The sequence below is a fragment of the Dactylosporangium sp. McL0621 genome, assembly GCF_049995355.1.
Taxonomy (GTDB): domain Bacteria; phylum Actinomycetota; class Actinomycetes; order Mycobacteriales; family Micromonosporaceae; genus Dactylosporangium.
Window position 1 is genome coordinate 9,758,138 of record NZ_CP188259.1, and the last position, 17,626, is coordinate 9,775,763.

At 74.3% G+C, this 17,626-nt stretch carries 13 protein-coding genes; 2 read left to right on the forward strand and 11 right to left on the reverse strand.

Annotated features, from left to right (window positions below; genetic code table 11):
• Positions 1 to 16 precede the first annotated feature (16 nt).
• Positions 17 to 1,981, forward strand: a complete 1,965-nt coding sequence (locus ACPPVO_RS46285; protein WP_426505139.1) for a vWA domain-containing protein — start codon at positions 17 to 19, stop codon at positions 1,979 to 1,981.
• Positions 1,971 to 3,377: an extracellular solute-binding protein gene (locus tag ACPPVO_RS46290; RefSeq protein ID WP_426505141.1), complete on the forward strand. Its 1,407-nt coding sequence runs from the start codon at positions 1,971 to 1,973 to the stop codon at positions 3,375 to 3,377. Before ACPPVO_RS46285 ends, ACPPVO_RS46290 begins: the two co-directional genes overlap by 11 nt.
• On the opposite strand, the gene ACPPVO_RS46295 is transcribed toward ACPPVO_RS46290, so the two are convergent.
• The 11 genes from ACPPVO_RS46295 to ACPPVO_RS46345 form a co-directional block, all read right to left on the reverse strand.
• Complete coding sequence (locus tag ACPPVO_RS46295) at positions 3,365 to 4,189, reverse strand: alpha/beta fold hydrolase (protein ID WP_426505143.1); 825 nt, start codon at positions 4,187 to 4,189, stop codon at positions 3,365 to 3,367. The two genes, ACPPVO_RS46290 and ACPPVO_RS46295, sit on opposite strands and share 13 nt — an antisense overlap.
• 52 nt (positions 4,190 to 4,241) lie before the next feature.
• Positions 4,242 to 4,934, reverse strand: coding sequence for a class I SAM-dependent methyltransferase (locus ACPPVO_RS46300; protein WP_426505145.1), 693 nt, complete (start codon positions 4,932 to 4,934; stop codon positions 4,242 to 4,244).
• A 72-nt stretch (positions 4,935 to 5,006) separates the two neighbouring features.
• The gene (locus tag ACPPVO_RS46305; protein WP_426505146.1) at positions 5,007 to 5,672 is read right to left on the reverse strand and encodes a response regulator; all 666 of its coding nucleotides are present in this window, start codon (positions 5,670 to 5,672) and stop codon (positions 5,007 to 5,009) included.
• On the reverse strand, positions 5,669 to 6,868 hold the full coding sequence (locus ACPPVO_RS46310) for a sensor histidine kinase (protein WP_426505148.1): 1,200 nt from the start codon (positions 6,866 to 6,868) through the stop codon (positions 5,669 to 5,671). The genes ACPPVO_RS46305 and ACPPVO_RS46310 overlap by 4 nt, the downstream gene beginning before the upstream one ends.
• A 10-nt stretch (positions 6,869 to 6,878) precedes the next feature.
• Positions 6,879 to 8,864 carry a polysaccharide deacetylase family protein gene (locus ACPPVO_RS46315; RefSeq protein WP_426505150.1) on the reverse strand — a complete coding sequence of 662 codons (1,986 nt, stop codon included), beginning with the start codon at positions 8,862 to 8,864 and terminating at the stop codon, positions 6,879 to 6,881.
• Positions 8,865 to 9,125: 261 nt separating this feature from the next.
• Positions 9,126 to 11,789: an FtsX-like permease family protein gene (locus tag ACPPVO_RS46320; RefSeq protein WP_426505152.1), complete on the reverse strand. Its 2,664-nt coding sequence runs from the start codon at positions 11,787 to 11,789 to the stop codon at positions 9,126 to 9,128.
• Positions 11,786 to 12,505, reverse strand: coding sequence for an ABC transporter ATP-binding protein (locus tag ACPPVO_RS46325; protein ID WP_426505154.1), 720 nt, complete (start codon positions 12,503 to 12,505; stop codon positions 11,786 to 11,788). Before ACPPVO_RS46325 ends, ACPPVO_RS46320 begins: the two co-directional genes overlap by 4 nt.
• Positions 12,492 to 13,061: a PadR family transcriptional regulator gene (locus ACPPVO_RS46330; RefSeq protein WP_426505155.1), complete on the reverse strand. Its 570-nt coding sequence runs from the start codon at positions 13,059 to 13,061 to the stop codon at positions 12,492 to 12,494. Before ACPPVO_RS46330 ends, ACPPVO_RS46325 begins: the two co-directional genes overlap by 14 nt.
• Positions 13,062 to 13,370: 309 nt before the next feature.
• Positions 13,371 to 15,878, reverse strand: coding sequence for an RNA repair domain-containing protein (locus tag ACPPVO_RS46335; protein ID WP_426505156.1), 2,508 nt, complete (start codon positions 15,876 to 15,878; stop codon positions 13,371 to 13,373).
• Positions 15,879 to 15,918: 40 nt separating this feature from the next.
• Complete coding sequence (locus ACPPVO_RS46340) at positions 15,919 to 16,092, reverse strand: hypothetical protein (RefSeq protein WP_426505157.1); 174 nt, start codon at positions 16,090 to 16,092, stop codon at positions 15,919 to 15,921.
• A 54-nt stretch (positions 16,093 to 16,146) separates the two neighbouring features.
• Positions 16,147 to 17,529, reverse strand: coding sequence for a pectate lyase (locus tag ACPPVO_RS46345; protein WP_426505159.1), 1,383 nt, complete (start codon positions 17,527 to 17,529; stop codon positions 16,147 to 16,149).
• Positions 17,530 to 17,626: the final 97 nt, after the last annotated feature.

Below are 17,626 nucleotides of genomic sequence, written 5' to 3' on the forward strand. Positions count from 1 at the left end.
GGGCATGATGGAGACCATGGCCGGCTCGGGGGACGACGGGAACGGCCGTGAGTCCGCCCGGCCGCTGGTGTCGATCCTGGTCGCGCTGTTCACCGGGGCCGGGATCGCGCTGCAGCAGCTGTCCACGGGCCAGCCGGCGTCGTTCACGCGCTGGGCGATGCTCATCGGCGGCTCGATCATCGGCGGCCTCGGCGGGCTCTTCGCCGCCGGCCTGTTCGAGTCGCTGCTGCACTGGTCCGGCGACGTGCTGCAGAAGCTGGGCACGCTGCTGCGGCCGCGGGTGCTGGCCTTCGTCGGCGGGCTGTGCCTCACCGCGCTGGCCGTCGGCTACGTCGTGCCGCCGGCCGTCGACTTCGCCAAGCGCTGGTGGCGCGGCTGCGAGCGGCCCGCCGCGGTGCGGGTGCTCACCTCGCAGGAGCAGCTGGATGCGGTACGCCAGCTCGCCGACGCCTACGAGTCGGCCACGGCGGCGGCGAACCACGGGTGCCCGACCGCCGAGCTGTACGTGTTCGCGGCCCGCCCCGACGACGCCCGCGAGGCGATCGGCAGCGGCTGGAGCAACGACGCTCTGGGGCAGATCGGGCCGCGGCCCGACGTGTGGCTGCCCGACTCCACCGCCGACGTGGACGCGGCCCGGGACGCGGCCGCGCGCTTCGCGGTGCCGGTGCCGATCGCCGAGCAGCGGGTCGTCGCCGCCTCCCCCGTGGTGCTCGGGGTGCCCGCGGCCGCGCTGCCCGACGACCTCGTCGAGCGGCGCGCGGAGCTGACCTGGAAGCAGCTGTGGGACGAGGTGGTGCGCCGCGGCTGGGACGTGCTGCGACCGGACCCGTCGGTGTCGGGGGCGGGGGCGCTGGCCACGACGGTGCTGTACGACCGGACGAAGGCCGACGCCCCGGGCGCCCGCGCGATCGAGCAGCGCATCGAGCGCTCCCTCGACGCGGGCGGCTTCCCGCTCGGCGACAGCACCGAGCTGCTGTGCCGCAAGCGTGCCGGCGACCCGCACCGGGCCGCGGTGCTCACCACCGAGCAGGCCCTGGTCCGGTTCAACCAGGGCCTCGGGTGCGGGCTCGACCAGGGCCCGCCCGACCGCGACCAGGCCCTCGTCGCCTTCTACCCGGCCGACACGGTCGGCGCCGACCATCCGCTCGTGCGCCTCGGCTGGGACACCACCGCGGCCGCGACCACCGCCGCGGTCCGCGACCTCGAGGGCTGGCTGGGCCGCGACGACGGCAAGCGCGCGCTGGTCCGCTCGGCGCTGCGGCCGCCGCCGCTGTTCGACGTGGCCGACCCGCTCACGGACCGCTTCGGCGCGCACGCCGGGGTCGCGTTCGAGCGCCGCCCGCCGCCGCCCGACACCGTCCGGACGACGCTGCAGCGGTACTCCCAGGCCCGGCGCCCGGGCCGGGTCCTGCTCGCCATGGACGTGTCCGGCTCCATGCAGACCCTCGCCGACGGCCGCCAGACGCGCTTCCAGGTGGCCTCGGCCGGCGTCGGGCGGGCCCTCGACCTGATGAGCGGCCGCGACGAGTTCGGGCTGCGGGTGTTCCCGAACACCCGCGACATCGTGCCGCTCGGCCGGGCCGACGTGCCCATCGCCGGTGTACCGCGGGCCAAGGCCGCCGTCGACGCGCTCGCCCAGGTGAAGCCCGGCGGCGACACGCCGCTGCTGCAGACCATCGCCGGCGGGGTGGACGACGCCGCCCGCGGCCTCGACGAGCAGATCGCCGGGCTGGTCGTGCTGACCGACGGCAACGACACCAGCGGCGTGGACCCGGCGGGGGTCGACGCCCTCGTGCGCGGCAAGGGCGTGCGCGTGTTCGTCATCGCGATCGGCGAGGCGAGCTGCGGCGCGTTCGGGCTGCGCGACATCACCGCGCACACCGGCGGCGCGTGCTACGACGCCGCGACCGGCTCGATCGGCGACATCCTGCAGGACCTGTTCGGCCTGCTCTGGGGAGGTGAGCCCGCGAATGGCGGTTGACGGATCCGCAGCGTCCATAGTGGACAAGAAGCCGAGGTGGCGGCCCGCGTGGCCGAAGCGGCGGCCCCGGGCCGAGCTCGTCGCCCTCGGCATCGCCGCCGGCGTCGTCGTCACGCTGCTCGTCAGCGCGTTCGTGGTGCCGTGGTTCACCGGCGACGGCGCGGCCGAGGACGGGGAGCTCGTCATCCTCAGCGGGCGCGACGACGGGTACGGCAACCAGCGCCAGGCCCTGGTCGACCAGTGGAACGCGCTGCACCCGCGCAGCCCGGCCCGCATCGAGGAGCTCGCCGCGGTCGCCGACGCCCAGCGCAGCGAGATGGTCGCCCGGGCCCAGGGCGGCGGCCGGGGCGACGCCGACATCTACAACCTCGACGTGACCTGGACGGCGGAGTTCGCCTCCCAGGGGTACATCCGCGAACTGGACGCCGACACGACGGGCTTTCTGGGGGCGCCGCTGGCCACGTGCCGCTACGACGGCAAGCTCTGGGCGCTGCCGTTCAACACCGACGCCGGGCTGCTGTACTACCGCGACGACTACGTGGGCACCCCGCCGACGAGCTGGCCCCAGCTGGTCGCCGCGGCCCAGTCGGTGCTGACCGGCTTCGGCGCGCTGTCCGGCGGCGGCGCGCGCCCGGGCGCCGGGTACACCGGCCAGCTCGCCGACTACGAGGGCCTGACCGTCAACGCGCTGGAGGCGATCTGGGGCGCGGGCGGCGACGTGGTCGACGGCGACGGCAACGTCGTCATCGACTCCAAGGAGGCCCAGGACGGCCTGAACCGGCTCGCGGCCGGCCTGAGCCGGTCGTCGCCGCAGGTGATCCTGCCGGAGTCGGTGAGCTTCGACGAGCAGGCCGCGACCCAGGCGTTCGCCGAGGGCAAGGTGCTGTTCATGCGCAACTGGCCGGTCGCCCACCGGGCCCTGGACCCGCCGGCCGACCTGGCCGCGTCCCGGCCGTCGACGGCGGCGAGCCCCGCGCCGAGCGCCTCCGACACCCGCCCGGCGGTCCGGTTCGAGGTGACCCGGCTGCCCGGGCCGAGCGCGCTGGGCGGGCAGAACCTCGCGGTGTCGGCCCACAGCCGGCACCCGAACGCGGCCCGGCAGCTCATCGAGTTCCTCACCAGCGAGCGCAGCCAGCAGATCCTGTTCGAGCGCGGCGGTTTCGCGGCCACCCGGGAGATCGTGTACCGCGACGCCCAGGTGGTGCGGCGCTACCGGTACGCCCCGACGCTGCTCGAGGCGATCCGCTTGGCCCACACCCGCCCGGTGACCCCGCACTACGCGCAGTTCTCCGAGACCTTCCGCGCGGTCGTCCGCGCCGCCCTCGCCGACGGCGGCCAGCTCCCGGCCGACGCGAAGGCGCGGCTGGAGGCGGCCCTCAAGGGCTACAAACGCTGAGCCGCGGCGTCGGTACCTTCGACGACGCCGGCGAGCGCGGACAGGCTCTCGGTGCCGGGCACGAAGTACCCGTCGTGCCCGTCGACGCCGCCGACCGGGATCGCGGTGGCGCCGAACGCGGCCTCGTAGGGGTGCGCGCCGTGCCCGGCCCCGGCGATGCGCACGCCCGGGATGCGCCGGGTCCAGTCGCTGGCCGCGGTGCCGGCCCAGACGTGCGCGGTGGTGTGCAGGTCCGCGGCCCGCTCGACGCCCATGCCGGGGCTGCCCAGCGCGACGATGTCGGTGACCCGCGGGTCGAGCCGGTGCGCGGCGAGCCCGGCGACGGTCGAGCCGTAGCTGTGCCCGACGACCACGATCCGCTCGCCGGGCAGCCGCGACACGAACTCCCGCAGCGCGGCCGCGCCGGCCGAGGCGAGATCCTCGCGGGCCGCGTCGAGCCCGACGCCGTGCGGCGGGTGGTAGCCGAGCCAGGCCACGACGGCGACGCGCGGGTCCCCGATCGCGTCGTACAGCTGGTGCGCCTGCCACGCGGGCGCGCGCCGCTGCACGCCGCCGAGCCCGCGGTCGAAGTTCGCCGCGGTCGTGTCCACGCCGGGGACGAGCACCACGACGGTGTGCGCGCGGCCCAGGTCGCCCACGATCTCCAGGGCGCGGCCGTCGGCGAGCCGGACGCTCTGGATCGGCAGCGGGGCCGGCGTCGCCGGGGCGTGCGTGGGGCCGAAGACGGTCAGGGCGGCGGCGACGACCGGGAGCAGCAGCAGCGTTCTCAATGACAACGCCTTGGGCGGCAGCTGAGCACCGTTGGGCTTCATGCCGAGGAAGGTAGGAATGCGAACGGGGCCGGATCGTCATACCGCGGAGCCGTTATTCGCCTGGCTCCACGGTACTGAAGAAGGCCATCGGGTCATGGGTGCCGGCGTGCACGGGGGCCGCCATGCGTAGCCGGCGCTTCACGCCGGTCAGGTGGTCGCGCAGGTCCGGGTCGCCGTGCCGGGACGCGGTGAGGTGCGCGATGCCGCGCTCCCGCAGCCAGCGCAGCAGCACCGCGCCCTCGCTGCCGGGCCAGGGGCGGCGGCCGTGGTACACGTCGTGCACGGCCACGGCCACGCCCGGCTTGAGATGGTCGAAGAGCCCGGCGGTGTACCAGCGGGCGAACCCGGCCGTGTGCAGGGCGTCGACGAACACGAAGCCGGGGTCGCCGGGCAGCTCGGCCGCGCGCACGTCGCCGCGCACGAACCGCCAGCGGGTGCGGGTCAGCTCGTCGGGCAGGCTGCGCGCGGCGTGGTCGACCCGGTCGTAGGTGTGCAGCACGCCGTCGCCGTTGTCGCGCAGGGCGCGCAGCAGCCACGACGTGGACCAGCCGTGGTACGAACCGATCTCGACCACGGTGTGCGGGCGCAGCGCCCGCACGGTGAGGTAGCTGATCTCGGCCTCGATGTCGTCCAGCTTCGGGCGCATCGGGCGGGCCGCGAGCAGCTCGCGCTGCTCCTCGCGGGCGGCGCGCAGGGCGTCGGCGTGCTCGCGGTACCAGGCGATGATCGTCTCGACGGAGTACATGCGCGCAAGCTAGAGCCGCGGACCCGGCCCGGTCGTCACTCCGCGGAGCCAGGGGCCGGGGGTACCGGGGTACTACTCCCCCGCGGTCACGACCCCGGCCTCGTAGGCGAAGACGACGGCCTGGGCGCGGTCGCGCAGGTCGAGCTTCTGCAGCACGCGGCTCACGTGGGTCTTCACGGTCTGCTCGGCCACGACGAGGGTCTCGGCGATCTCGGCGTTGGACTGGCCGCGGGCGATCAGCCGCAGCACCTCGACCTCGCGCGGGGTCAGCTCCCGCAGCCGGGCCGGCTGGTGGGTGACCGCGCGGGGGCGGGCCGCGAACTCCTCGATGAGCTTGCGGGTCACCGAGGGCGCGAGCAGCCCGTCGCCGGCCGCCACCACCCGGACCGCGTTGACGAGCTCGGCCGCGGGGGCGTCCTTGAGCAGGAAGCCCGACGCGCCGGCGCGCAGCGCCTCGAAGACGTAGTCGTCGAGGTCGAACGTGGTGAGGATGAGCACCCGGGGCCGGTGCAGGCCGGGGCCGACGCCGAGGATGCGGCGGGTGGCCTGCAGCCCGTCGAGGACCGGCATGCGGATGTCCATGAGGACCACGTCGGGCGCCCGCTCCCGGGCCAGGGTCACGCCCTGCTCGCCGTCGGGGGCGTCGCCGACGACGGTGAAGTCGGGCTGGGCGGCCAGCAGCGCGGCGAAGCCCTGCCGGACCATCGCCTGGTCGTCGACGATGAGAATCTTGATCATGCCTCTCCCAGGGGCAGCGTGGCGACGACCTCGTAGCCGCCGTCGGCGGCCGGGCCGGCGCGCAGGGTCCCGCCGATGGCGGCGGCGCGTTCCTGCATGCCGATGAGCCCGTGGCCGCCCTTGCCCTCCGGGGCGGGCGGGCCGCCGGTGGGCTCGTTGCGCACGAAGACCCGCAGCTCTTCCTTGTCGCGGAAGATGACGATGGCGACGGGCGCCCCGGCCGCGTGCCGGCGGGCGTTGGACAACGCCTCCTGCACGATGCGGTAGGCGGCCAGCCCGACGCCGGGCGGCACCTCGATGCCGGGCGCCGGCGAGTACTCGATCTGCACCCCGGCCGCGCGCGCCTCCCGGACCAGCCCGGAGAGCTCGTCCATGGTCGGCTGGGGCTCGGTGAGCGGGACGGAGTCGTCTCGCAGCACGCCGAGCAGGCGGCGCATCTCGGTGAGGGCCTCGCGCGAGGTACCGGCGATGGCCTGAAGCTCTTCCGCCACGGCCGGCGGCACGCCCTCGATGCGGTAGACGGCGGTCTCGGCCCGCACCGCGATCAGCGACATGTGGTGGGCGACGATGTCGTGCATCTCGCGGGCGATGCGGTTGCGCTCCTCGGCGACGGTGCGCCGGGCCTGGGCGATCTCGGTGCGCTCGGCCTCGGCCGCGAGCTCGCGCTGCACCTCGCGGCGGCGGCGGATCTGGTCGCCGATGACGAGGATGGCCAGCACGAGCAGCAGGAGCCCGGCGACGTTGGCGGGGTTGACGTAGACGACGACCAGCAGGAACGCGCTGACGCCGACCCAGACGACGATCGCGCGGGGGTGCCGGATCGCCACGACCGCGAGGATGAGCGGGTAGCTGAGGATCTGCACCGGCTGGAACGGCCACGGGGTGCCCTGCTGGATCTGCAGGGCGAGGCTGGTGTAGATGGCCGAGAGGAACGCGAGGCGCCAGGCCAGCAGCGGCCGGGTGGCGACCAGCCCGATCGGGGCGCCGACGAGCACCGAGCAGGTGATGACCTGCATCCAGTGGCGGCTGCCGGCCTCGGGGACGTTGCCGTTGTAGTACTGGAACGCCAGCAGCCCCGACAGCAGCCCGCCGATCGCGCCGATGAGCGGCAGCGAACGGCCGAGCCGGGTCCTGGGGTGGACCGCGGGATCCTTGGCGGCGATGAGCCCCCACAGGCCGCGCGCGATCCACCCCACGACGGTCATGCTATGCCAGTTGCGGTACCACCTCGTCGAGGGCCTGGTCCACCGTCTTCACCGTGATGGCCTTCTGCTGGATCAGCTTCAGCTCGGCCTCGAGGTTGGCGGGCGAGACGGCGTAGGTCGGGTCCTCGGCGGTCGCGTCGACCTCGTGGTACACCAGCACCAGCCACGACTTGTCCCGCAGCGCCTGGTCGATCCACAGCCCGACCTGGGCCGGGGTCGTGGTGTCGAGGATGTTCTGCACCTTGATGTTGTAGACGTCGGTGCTGTCCTTGGTGTTGTACCCCTCGTCGGTGGAGCGGTGCGAGCGGTAGTACAGCTTGGTCTTGGCGAGCACCGTCGCGTTGTACTCGCCGTACGGCGTCGCGAAGTTCTTCGCCACCCCGGCGCCGTACCAGGACCGCAGGCTCGCCTGGCTGTCCTTGAGCTCGCTGTCGACCTGGGCGGCGGTCAGCGTCGGCAGGTGCGGGTGGGTGACGGTGTGCGACGCGATCTCGGCCCGGTGGTTGACGAGGTCGCCCATCTCGGCCTGGGTCATGTAGTCCGGGTACGTGATGGTGCTCGTGAGCAGGTAGAACGTCGACGGCGTCTGGTACTTGTCCAGCAGCGGCACGCCGGCGGTGTACTGCGACTTCCAGCCGTCGTCGAACGTGAGGCTGATCAGCGCCCGGTTGAGCTGCGCCGGGGTGTACTCGCCGAGGCTGAAGTCGTCCGCGGTGACCCAGCCGACCTTCGCGAGCACCTGGAACACGGTGATCTTGGTGGCGCCCGCGGGGACGGTGTACTGCGCGCTGACCTTCGCCCACGCCGCGGAGGCCGGGGCGGCCGCGAGGTACGCGTACTGCTCCGAGCCGTCGGCCATGGTGACCTCGACGTCGACCTCGCTGTCGGCGTTGGACTGGTACCAGTTGGAGTACTGGTACGTCTTGCCGGGCGTGACGGTGACCGCGGCCGGGCTCCACTTCGAGTCGCCGCTGGTGTACTTCGTGATCTGCGTCTTCACGCTGCGGCTGCCGGTGTGCCCGGTGCTGAGGTAGCTGAACGCGGTGGTGTTCGTGCCCCAGGTGGAGCTGCTCCAGCCCGAGGGCGCGGTGCCGTTCGCGGTCTCGACCGACGGGTTGGCGATGAGGTTCCCCGGCGTCGTCGGCGGCGGCGTGGTCTTCGTGTTGTTGACGGTCACGGTGACCTTCGACGTCGCGGCGGTACCGCTGGAGGCCGTCCGCGCCGTGGCGGTGACGGTGTGCGCGCCGTTGGCCGCCTTCGTCGTGTCCCAGCTGGCGGTGAACGGCGCGGTGGTGTCCTCGGCGCCCAGGTCGGTGCCGTCGACGGCGAACTTGACGCCGAGTACGTCGCTGCTGGCGGTGGCGGCGACCTGCTGGGTGCCGGTGACGGTGGCGCCGTCGGCGGGCGCGGTCAGCTGAACCGAGGCCGGCGTCGGCGTCGGGTCGGCCGCGCCGGACTCGGCGAGGAAGTACAGGTCGGTCTGCAGGCTGCCCTTCCTGTCCAGCACGTGGTACACGGACGCCTTCACCGCGTCGGCGGGCGTCGTGAACTCGACCGACAGCTGCTTCCACGCGGCCGAGACGGGCGCGTCGGCGAGCCACACGAACGTCTGCTTGCCGGCGGCGTTGGTGTAGAGGATCTCGAGCGTGGTCAGCACGTCGCCGATGTACCAGTCCGAGACCACGTACTTGGTGCCCGGCTTGACCGTGACCGGTGCCGACATCCACTTGGCGTCGCCGGACGTGCGCGACGTCATGGTGATGGCGAGGCTCTTCTGGCCGTCCTTGCCGCCGGCCTTCCAGCTCGACGTGGCCTGGTTGGTGCCCCACTTGTCGAAGGTCCAGCTCGCCGGGCCGGAGCCGGAGGCGGTTTCCGCCGAGGGGTTGCCGATGAGATTGGCCCCGACCGCGAACGCCGTGACGCCGGGCAGCAGCGAGGAGACGACGGCCGCGAGGACCGTGCCGATGAGTAGTCTGGACAGCCGCACGTGTCGGTACCCCAATCGTCACCGTGAGCAACTTCGGACGGGGTATCAGACCAATCGCCTGCAGGTCGCGTCAACGCAACGTGAGGGCCCCATCACGACAGTTCGAGGGGGGCGCGGTCCTGACCTGCGCCCGTTCGCAATTTAGCCCTCGATTTCGTGCACGTTCGGATTAATCCCGACGCGCCGAGGGTGACATCGCATATCACCCGAACGTGATGGCGCCGCGCCGCGCGGCTCGTGGTCGAGGTGCCGTAGCCGCCGCTACAGCCGCCGCTCGACCGGCAGCCGCGCGCGGGTCAGCAGGCCGCCCGCGGCCATCGCGATCAGCGGTACCACCACGAGCGTGACCGCCAGGCTCGGCCACGGCGGCGTGAACGGTATCGGCGGCTCCGACGGCCAGTGCAGCACGCTCCCGCCGTTCAGCGCCGCCAGCACCGCCGCGCCCGCGCCGAGGCCGCCCGCGCCGCCGAGCAGCGAGCCGAGCCCGGCGATGAGGCCCGCGCGGCTCAGGGCCAGGCGCCGCCGCACGCCCGGGGAGGCCCCGACGGCGCCGAGCGTCGCGTGGTCGGGCCGGCTGTCCACGGCGGACAGTCCGGTGGCGATGCCGGCCGCGCCGAGCGTGATGACGGCGGCGGCGATCGCGAGCAGCAGCACGATCAGGGTCACGCCCGAGTTGCGCGGGCCGATGATGTCGCCCTGGTAGCCGTGCCCGAGGTGGGCCAGGCGCTCCTCGAACGCGTCGGACTCGGCGGTGGTCGGCGCCCGGGTGGTGGCGGCGACGATGCCGACGACGGCGCTGTCCAGGCCGGCCCGGCGCACCGCCTCGGGCGAGATGGCGTAGAACTCGGTCGAGCGGGCGGTCGGCGCGTAGTACCCCGGCACGACGAGCGGCTCGTCGCGGCGCGGGTCGACGAGGTGGACCTGCCCGCGGTACACCCGCAGCGGGTCGCCCACGACGACGCCGCCGGCGCGCAGGACCTCGCGGGCCCGCTCGAGGTCGGCGCCGCTCAGGCCGCCGATGGGGCCGAGGGCGGCGCCGTCGTCGACGATGTGCACCGCGTAGGCGTCGCCCCGGACCTGGTGGCCGAGCTCGTCGCAGCGCGGGTCGGCGGCCGCGGCGCGCTCCTGTGCCGGGCTCAGGGCGCCGGGCCGGTACGGGCAGCGGTTCTCCGGGGGCCGGACGGGCTGCAGGTCGCACGCGCGCGGACCGCCGGCGGGGCACGTCACCGATCGCACCTCCGTCACCTCCCGGACCGGCAGCGGGGCGACGGCGTCGCGGAGCCGGCCGGCCGGCAGCACCTCCGGGCGCCCGTCCTCGCCGGGCGGCCACTGCACGACGGTGGCGTACCCGGCCGGGAACGTCGTGCTGGTCATGGCGTCCAGCCGCGCCTCGACGCCGGCCTGGTAGGTGGCGACGGCGGTGCTGCCGATGACGGCGGCCATGACGGCCGAGACCGCGGGCGCGGCCGACGCGCGGTTGCGGGCCGCGTCGCGCACCGCGATCCGCACGGAGAGGGGCAGCCCGCCGCCGAGCCGGGCCAGCGCGCCGAGGACGGCGGGCGTGGACAGCACCAGCCCGAGCTCGGCGACGACGAGCCCGGCGAGCACCGGCCGGGCGTCGGCGCCGGCGATGCCCCACGCGGCGATCGCGGCGCCGGCGGCCAGGCCGGCCAAACCCGCGGCGGCGAGGCGGCGCCCGGTGCGGGCGCGGGAGCGGCGGCCGGTGAGCGCGGCGAGCACATCGGTGCGGGCCGCCGTGATCGCGGGCGCGAGCGCGGCGGCGACGCCGATGAACACGGCCAGCGCCGCGACGCCGAGCAGCTGCCCCGGCGGGACACGGACGGCCCCGGGGCGGGCGTGCATCACGTACTGCGCCAGCAGCGGCCGCGCGGCCAGGGCGGCGGCGACGCCGAGCGCGGTCCCGGCGACGGCCGCGAACGCCCCGAGCACCAGGCCGTCGGCGAGCACGATGCGGCGCAGGTACCCCGGGGTGCCGCCGCTCGCGGCGACGAGGCCGAGCTCGCGGCGCCGGCGGCGGGCGCCGACGGCGAACGCGGGCCCGGCCAGCAGCGCCACCTCGAGCACCGCCAGGCCGAGCACGAGCACGCCCACCTCGACCGGGTTGTCGACCACGCCCGGTGTCGGCGGGGTGACGAGCATGCCGTCGCGGTCGCCGCCGTTGCCGAGCAGCACCGGGCGGGAGTAGGCGGTGATGCCGTGCTCGTTGAGCGTGCGGACCTGGTCCCACTCCAGCGGGGCCGGGCTGTCGACGTACCAGGTGCCCTCGGTCGGCGGCAGCGTGCCCGGGGGCAGCACGATCGCCCCGCTCAGGTCGGCCGGGCGCTCGACCTCGCCGACCACCGTGAACGTGCGATCGTCGTCGGGCAGCGTGAACGTGCCGCCGAGCCGGGTGCCCAGGCGGCGCATCGCGGCGGCGTCGAGGGCGGCCTCGGCGCCGGACCCGGGCGCGCGGCCGCGGCGGAGCGCGAGGTGCCCGGCGTAGCGCGGGTCGGCCAGGTCGAGCTGGAGCACCGGCAGGCTCGCGCGGCCGCCCGCCGTGGTCACCGCGACCCGGTGGTCCTCCTCGGCGTGCACCAGGGTCGTGCCCGGCGGCAGGGCGCCCCGCAGCACGCGCTCGACGTCGGCGGCCGGGGCGTCGCGCACATAGCGGGCGCCGTCGGTCAGGGGCAGGACGGAGCGGCCCGCGCGGTCCTGGCGGATCGGCCCGTCGAACGTCCACCGGACGGTGGCGTCGAACCGCCCGAGGTCGCGGTCGACGAGCTCGGCCGGGGTGAGCGTGAACTGGTCGAGCGTGACCGCGACGAACGCCAGCGCCAGCACCGGCAGCATGATGAGCCCGGCGATGAGCGCGGTGCGCCCCTTGGCCCGCGCCGCCTCCCGCCGCGCGATCCGCAGCGCGATCACGGCGCCGTACCGTTCAGCAGCTCCTCCGCCTGGGCCAGCGGCCCGGACGCGTCCACGATCCGCCCGTCGCGCAGGAACACCACGCGGTCGGCCCAGGCCGCGTGCCGCGCCTCGTGGGTCACGAGCACGCCGGCCGCGCCGTCGTCCACCTTGGCGCGCAGGAGCCGCAGTACCGCCTCGCCGGTCAGCGAGTCCAGCGCGCCGGTCGGCTCGTCGGCGAGGATGAGCCGCCGCCGGCCCACGAGGGCCCGCGCGATCGCGACCCGCTGCTGCTGCCCGCCGGACAGCTCGTCCGGGAACCGCCCCGCGCACTCGGCGACCTCCACGTCGGCGAGCGCGGCGAGGGCCGTGCGCCGGGCCCGCCGGACCGCGGTCCCGTCCAGTTCCAATGGCAGCGCCACGTTCTCCGCCGCGGTCAGGGCGGGCAGGAGGTTGAGATCCTGGAAGACGTACCCGATGGAGCGCCGCCGCAGCGCCGCCAGCTCCCGCCGCCGCAGCCCCTCCAGCCGCCGCCCCTCGACCGCGACCCCGCCGGCATCGGGCCGGTCGAGCCCGCCGGCCAGGTTCAGCAGCGTGGACTTGCCCGACCCGGACGGCCCCATGACGGCGACGAGCTCCCCCGCGGCGACGGCGAGCGAGACCCCGCGGAGCGCGTGGACGGCCGTCTCCCCGTGCCCGTGCGTCCGGCACACGTCGAAGAGCTCAAGCACGCTCATCAACGGCCTCCGGTTGTACCGGTTCCGCCGCCACCGGCACACTGCGGACCTGACGCACCAGGCTCGCCTCACAGTGATCGAGCCAGCGCAGCTCGGCCTCGGCCTGGAACACCATGGCGTCCAGCACCAGCCGCCACGGCAGGTCCCCGGGCCGCTCGGCCCCGCGCTTGAGCCGCGTGTACTCCTGCATGGCCCGCATGGTCGCTGTGCGCTGCGCCTGCACGACCCGCGCAACGTCGACGCCGGGCGTAGTGATCGCGAGCGCCAGCTTGACCGCGAGCTCGTCCCGGGGCCGATCCTTGGCCTGCACCGGCGTGGCGAACCATTCGCGCACGGCGGCGAGCCCGGGCGCGGTGAGCTCGTACGGCCGCTGCCCGTCACTCTCGGCGAGCGGCCGCACGAGCTCGTCCCGCTCGAGCCGTGCGAGGGTCGTGTAGACCTGCCCGATGTTGAGCGGCCAGGTCCCCCCGGTCGACTCCTCGAACGTGCTGCGCAGCTGGTACCCGTGCATAGGCCCCCGAGCGAGGAGGGCGAGCAGCCCGTGCCTGATCGACATACATACGGAGTATGTATACGCGGTATGCACCTGTAAAGCCCCGACTTGTCAGCCGCCCCACTTCAGATGGCGCACAAATCCGGGACCACCGAATGACGACCCGCACGAACCCGCCGGCAAACCACGGCCAAGAGGAATAACCGCACGCAACAACGAGCAGGGACCACGCTTACACGTTGCGGGAGCGCAAGCTCCCGCCACCATCGGCCGAGCGTCGTTTGGCAGCCCCAAAGTCCAGGTAAGCCGACATAAACCCCGTCAGGCGAAAAATCCGTTATGTCGCGGCGCGCCAGCGCCCGACATAACGAACTACAACGAAAGCACCGCCGCGACGGCCGAAGCCGACCCCCCGTCGACACCGAGCTGCCGCCGCCGCGGATACGGCCGAACGGAAGCCCCCGCATCCTCGAGCGCCAGAATCACCCCGAGCACCCGCCCATCCAGATCGTCGGCAGCCGGCAACGTCACCAGCCGCGAGTGCCCCCAAGGCTCCGGCAACCCCCCGCCGCCGAACGCCGCCGAAACCAGCGCCGCCGTGGACCGGGTCATCGTCCGCGTGGTGTTCACCCCCGGCGGCGTAGGCGAGTACACCGGCCAGTACGCGTGCCGATCCCCCGACCGCGGCCGCCGTGGATGGCTTGCGCAGTGGCGCAGGAACGCGTCGAGGTCCGTGACGTTGTGCCGCATCGCCTCGGACACGAGCACAGCCCAGCTGAAGCCGCCCACCAGCCCCCACGCGGCGCCGTCCAGCTCGCGTTCGCGGGCCCAGCGGCGGACCCGCGTCAGCAGCGAGCGGAAGAGCGCGACGTCCAGGCCCTCCACGAGCGCGTCGGCGTCCCGGATCGCGAGCAGTGCCCGGCGCCCGGCGTCGTCCAGCAGGGTGTCGGCGACCGCGGGCACGTGCTGGACGTCGACGCTCACGCCGGCCACGACCGCGCGGACCACCGGCACGACCGCGCCGGCCACCCGCGCGCCCGGGAGGACCGCGGCCAGGGCCGCGAGCGGGTCGCCGGGCGCGGGCGGCGACACCCACACCAGGTCCAGGTCGGTGTCCTCGGTGGCGACGCCGAGGCGGACCGAGCCGACGACGTGCACGCGCGAGCCCGGGCGCACCGCCGCGCACGCGTCCTCGACGAGCAGGCGCGCCGCGTCGTGGCCCGTCGTCAGCGGCACGGTGCGGCGCACGGCGAAGGGCTCGTCGCCGTGGCGGCTGATGAGGTCCACGGCGGTCACGGTGAACTCGATCGGCTTCCACTCGCGGCGCAGGGCGGCGAACGTGGACTCGGTCGCCGGGCCCGTCAGCTTCGCGATGGTCAGGTGCGGCGTGTACCCGTCCGCGGCACACCCGGGGAACCGCGCGGCCAGGGCGCTCTGCAGGCGGCGCAGGGCCTCGGTCGGCGACGGCTCGACCCAGACGGTCGTGGAGCCGCGGTGCTCGAAGCGGCGCACCGTGGCGAGGCGTACGCGGATCGGCCCGGTGCCCGCCACGGCGTCGGCGACAAGCGTGGCGGCCTCGGCGAAGTCGGACTCGGGCACGAAGCCGTAGACGAGGTTGATGTGGGGCATCCAGCGGCGGTACGCCGGGTCGTGCACCGCCCGCACGGCCTGGATCGGCGCCCAGACGGACTCCGGCGGGCGGACGACCAGCGCCGAGGTGTGCACCGGCGCGGCGGCGAGCGTCGGCCGGGCCGGCTGCAGCAGCGCGGTGACGCCGAAGTGGTCGGAGACGTACCGCGCAACGCCGTCGTCCTGCGCGAACGGGCGGTCACCGAAGCGCTCGGCGACCACCGGCGCGAGGTCGCCGCGCACGAGGATGCGGTCGAGGCGGCCGGCGCGCCCGGTGCGGGAGGCGACCGCGGCGAGCGGGTTCACCGCGGGGTCGAACGTGAAACCGGCGTCGTGCGGGTGTACCGCGCGCCAGGCGTCGGCGTAGCCGGGCACGGCCGGGGCCGCGTCGTCGCCCGCGTTGAGGTCGGTGAGCACGACGGCGGCGTCGAGGTCGCCGCGGTCCAGGCGTTCGGCGATGACCCGCAGCTGGTGCCCGCGCCGCTGCTCGGCGCCCTCGGTGTGGTCGCTGGTCAGGTGGGCGGCGACGAACCCGACGGTGCGGCCGTTGAGCACGGTGTGGCCGAGGACGAGCCGCTTGTACGCCGAGAGCCGATGGACCTCCAGCGTGAGCGGCCACCGGGCGATGAGCGTGGTCCCGTAGCCGATCTCGGCGTCGGGCCCGGCCGAGACGCAGTAGCCCGCGCGCACCCACGGCGCCGCGAGCAGTGCCGCCCAGAGCTCGTGCGTGACCTCGTGCAGCCCGACGACGTCGGCGCCGAGCCCCTCGAGCAGGTCGACGCAGGCGGGCACGCGGCGCTCCGGGTAGGTCAGTTCCCGGTCGTACGCGTCCGACAGCACATTGAACGTGGCCACCTGGATCGCGTCGGCGTGCACGGGCGCGGCCGGCCCGGCCGGAACCCACTGCGCGGCCACGGGATCGAAGCGCAGGCAGGCCGCGGCGTCGAACGCCGAGATCGTCCGCGCGGCGGAAGCCGGCCCCTGCTCCACAACGGCCGCCGTCAGCGCGGCCAGGTCGGCGGCGCCGGAGCCGAACACGAGGTCGACGCGCGCCTGGCGGTCCCAGACGACGACCGCGCCGGCCTTGACGTACCGCACCCGGTGCCACGGCACGTCCCCGCCACCGACGAACGCGAGCAGCGGCGTCTCCCGGATTCCGGCCCCGCGCTCCTCGTAGCCAACCGAGAAGCGCGCCGCGTCGAGACCGGCGTCGTACCGGATCCGTGAGACGACGTCCTGCACGGGTCTCATGCCTCGAGCCTAGGCCGCGCGATGATACGGCCGCGAACGATTAACGGTACTGCTGGCGCTCCCGCCGGTCCTTGCGCCGCCGCAGCAGGATCACGAGCACGGCGACGAGGCAGACGATCACCATGAAGCAGCAGCACGGTATCAGCAGCCGCCCGAACAGCTCGCCGGCCTGCACCGCCGGGTCGTTCGGATCGAGCGTGGGGGTCGGCGTCATGACCATCGATGGTAGACCGCGGCGCCCGGAGCCGGGCGCCGCGGTCGCCCCCGGTTACTTGTAGGTGATGTCCGACGAGCTGAAGTTGCAGTGGCCGTCGCCCATCCCGTCGCCGAGATACTTCGGCTCGCTGCCCTTCGCCACGCCCTGGTACTCGGCGCAGACGTGGATGCTCGAGGAGCCCTGCACCACGACCCGGGTCAGCGTGGCGGTGTCGCCCCAGTTGGTGTTGATGCCCACCACGTACTTCGCCTTGTTCAGCAGCACGTTGTCGACGGTCACGTGGCGCTCGTAGTGGTTGGTGCAGTTGCCGCAGCCGCGGTACAGCTTGCCGATGTCGCTGGCGTAGAAGTTGCTGATGTGCACGGTGCCGTTGCCGTTGTGCTGGAACACCTTGTCGGAGGCCGACTTGGCGCCGCCGCCGATGACGTACGAGTCGCCACCGCTGGTGCCCAGGAAGGTCGCGGCGTCCTCGCCCACGTCCTCCCACCACACGTTCTGGATGGTGCAGCGGCCGAGGCAGTGCACGCCGTCGCCGGCCGGGGAGCCGATGATGACGTTCTTGAGCGTCGCGCCGTCGGCGAGCTCGAACATCGGGTCCTGGCTCTCGCTCTGGCTGCCGTCGCCGATGCAGCAGTACCGCTTCATGCCGCCGTCGAGCGTCCCGCTGACGGAGACCGTGCCGCTGACCGAGACGGAGCCGGTGGAGCTCGGCCACGAGCCGGTCGGGGTGCTCCCGCCGCCGCCACCCGTCGGGGTGGGCGTCGGCGACTTGGTCGCGGTCGGAGTCGGCGACGGGGACCTGGTCGACGTCGGGCCGGTTGAGGGCGTGCTGGTGAGCGTCGGGCCGGGACCGGCCGCGTCGCTCACCGTCACGTCGTCGAACGAGGCCGCCGCGTAGACGGTCTGCACGCCGATGCGCCCCTTCGAGGCCACCGAGCTCGAGCCGGAGCCGACCGGGGAGCCGTCGACCGAGCCCGAGATGCTGCTGCCGGAGACGGTCAGCGACAGGGTGTACCAGGTGCCGGTGCTCACCGTGCGCGAGACCGACCCGAGCACGGTGACCGAGCCGCTGTTGACCGCCTGCAGCTGGACGCTGCCGGGCAGCAGCGCGAGCCGGTAGAAGGTCGTGGAGCTCGAGGACCGGGCCAGCAGCGCGGCGTGGCCGTTGCTGGCGAGCGAGGTCGGCTTCACGCGGGCGCTGACGGTGTAGTTCGTCCAGCCGGTGTCACCGGCGAACTCGCGGGCGTTCTCGCTGCCCGAGTTGCTCTGCTGCAGCGCCTTGGAGCCGTCGGAGACGACGGCCCACGTGCCGCCGGACTTCGACCAGCCGCTCGTGTCGCCGTCCTCGAAGTTGTCGCTGAAGAGGGTCGCCGCGAACGCGATCTGCGAGAAGATCGCGGCCGAGGCCGTGAAGGCGACGGCGCCGGCGGCCACGATGGGCCATCTGCGCCGCCTGGGGCGGGTTTCCATGCTTCCTCCGGGTCAGGGAGACGAGTCGCATGGGGGTGTGCGGCCGAGACTGGGCGGGTCT

Bases quoted from the DNA above. Each gene is read 5' to 3' on its own strand.
- ACPPVO_RS46335 (WP_426505156.1), bottom strand. From the start codon at position 15,878: ATGAGACCCGTGCAGGACGTCGTCTCACGGATCCGGTACGACGCCGGT.
- ACPPVO_RS46340 (WP_426505157.1), bottom strand. From the start codon at position 16,092: ATGACGCCGACCCCCACGCTCGATCCGAACGACCCGGCGGTGCAGGCC.
- ACPPVO_RS46300 (WP_426505145.1), bottom strand. From the start codon at position 4,934: ATGTACTCCGTCGAGACGATCATCGCCTGGTACCGCGAGCACGCCGAC.
- ACPPVO_RS46325 (WP_426505154.1), bottom strand. From the start codon at position 12,505: ATGAGCGTGCTTGAGCTCTTCGACGTGTGCCGGACGCACGGGCACGGG.
- ACPPVO_RS46295 (WP_426505143.1), bottom strand. From the start codon at position 4,189: ATGAAGCCCAACGGTGCTCAGCTGCCGCCCAAGGCGTTGTCATTGAGA.
- ACPPVO_RS46290 (WP_426505141.1), top strand. From the start codon at position 1,971: ATGGCGGTTGACGGATCCGCAGCGTCCATAGTGGACAAGAAGCCGAGG.
- ACPPVO_RS46330 (WP_426505155.1), bottom strand. From the start codon at position 13,061: ATGTCGATCAGGCACGGGCTGCTCGCCCTCCTCGCTCGGGGGCCTATG.
- ACPPVO_RS46285 (WP_426505139.1), top strand. From the start codon at position 17: ATGGCCGGCTCGGGGGACGACGGGAACGGCCGTGAGTCCGCCCGGCCG.
- ACPPVO_RS46305 (WP_426505146.1), bottom strand. From the start codon at position 5,672: ATGATCAAGATTCTCATCGTCGACGACCAGGCGATGGTCCGGCAGGGC.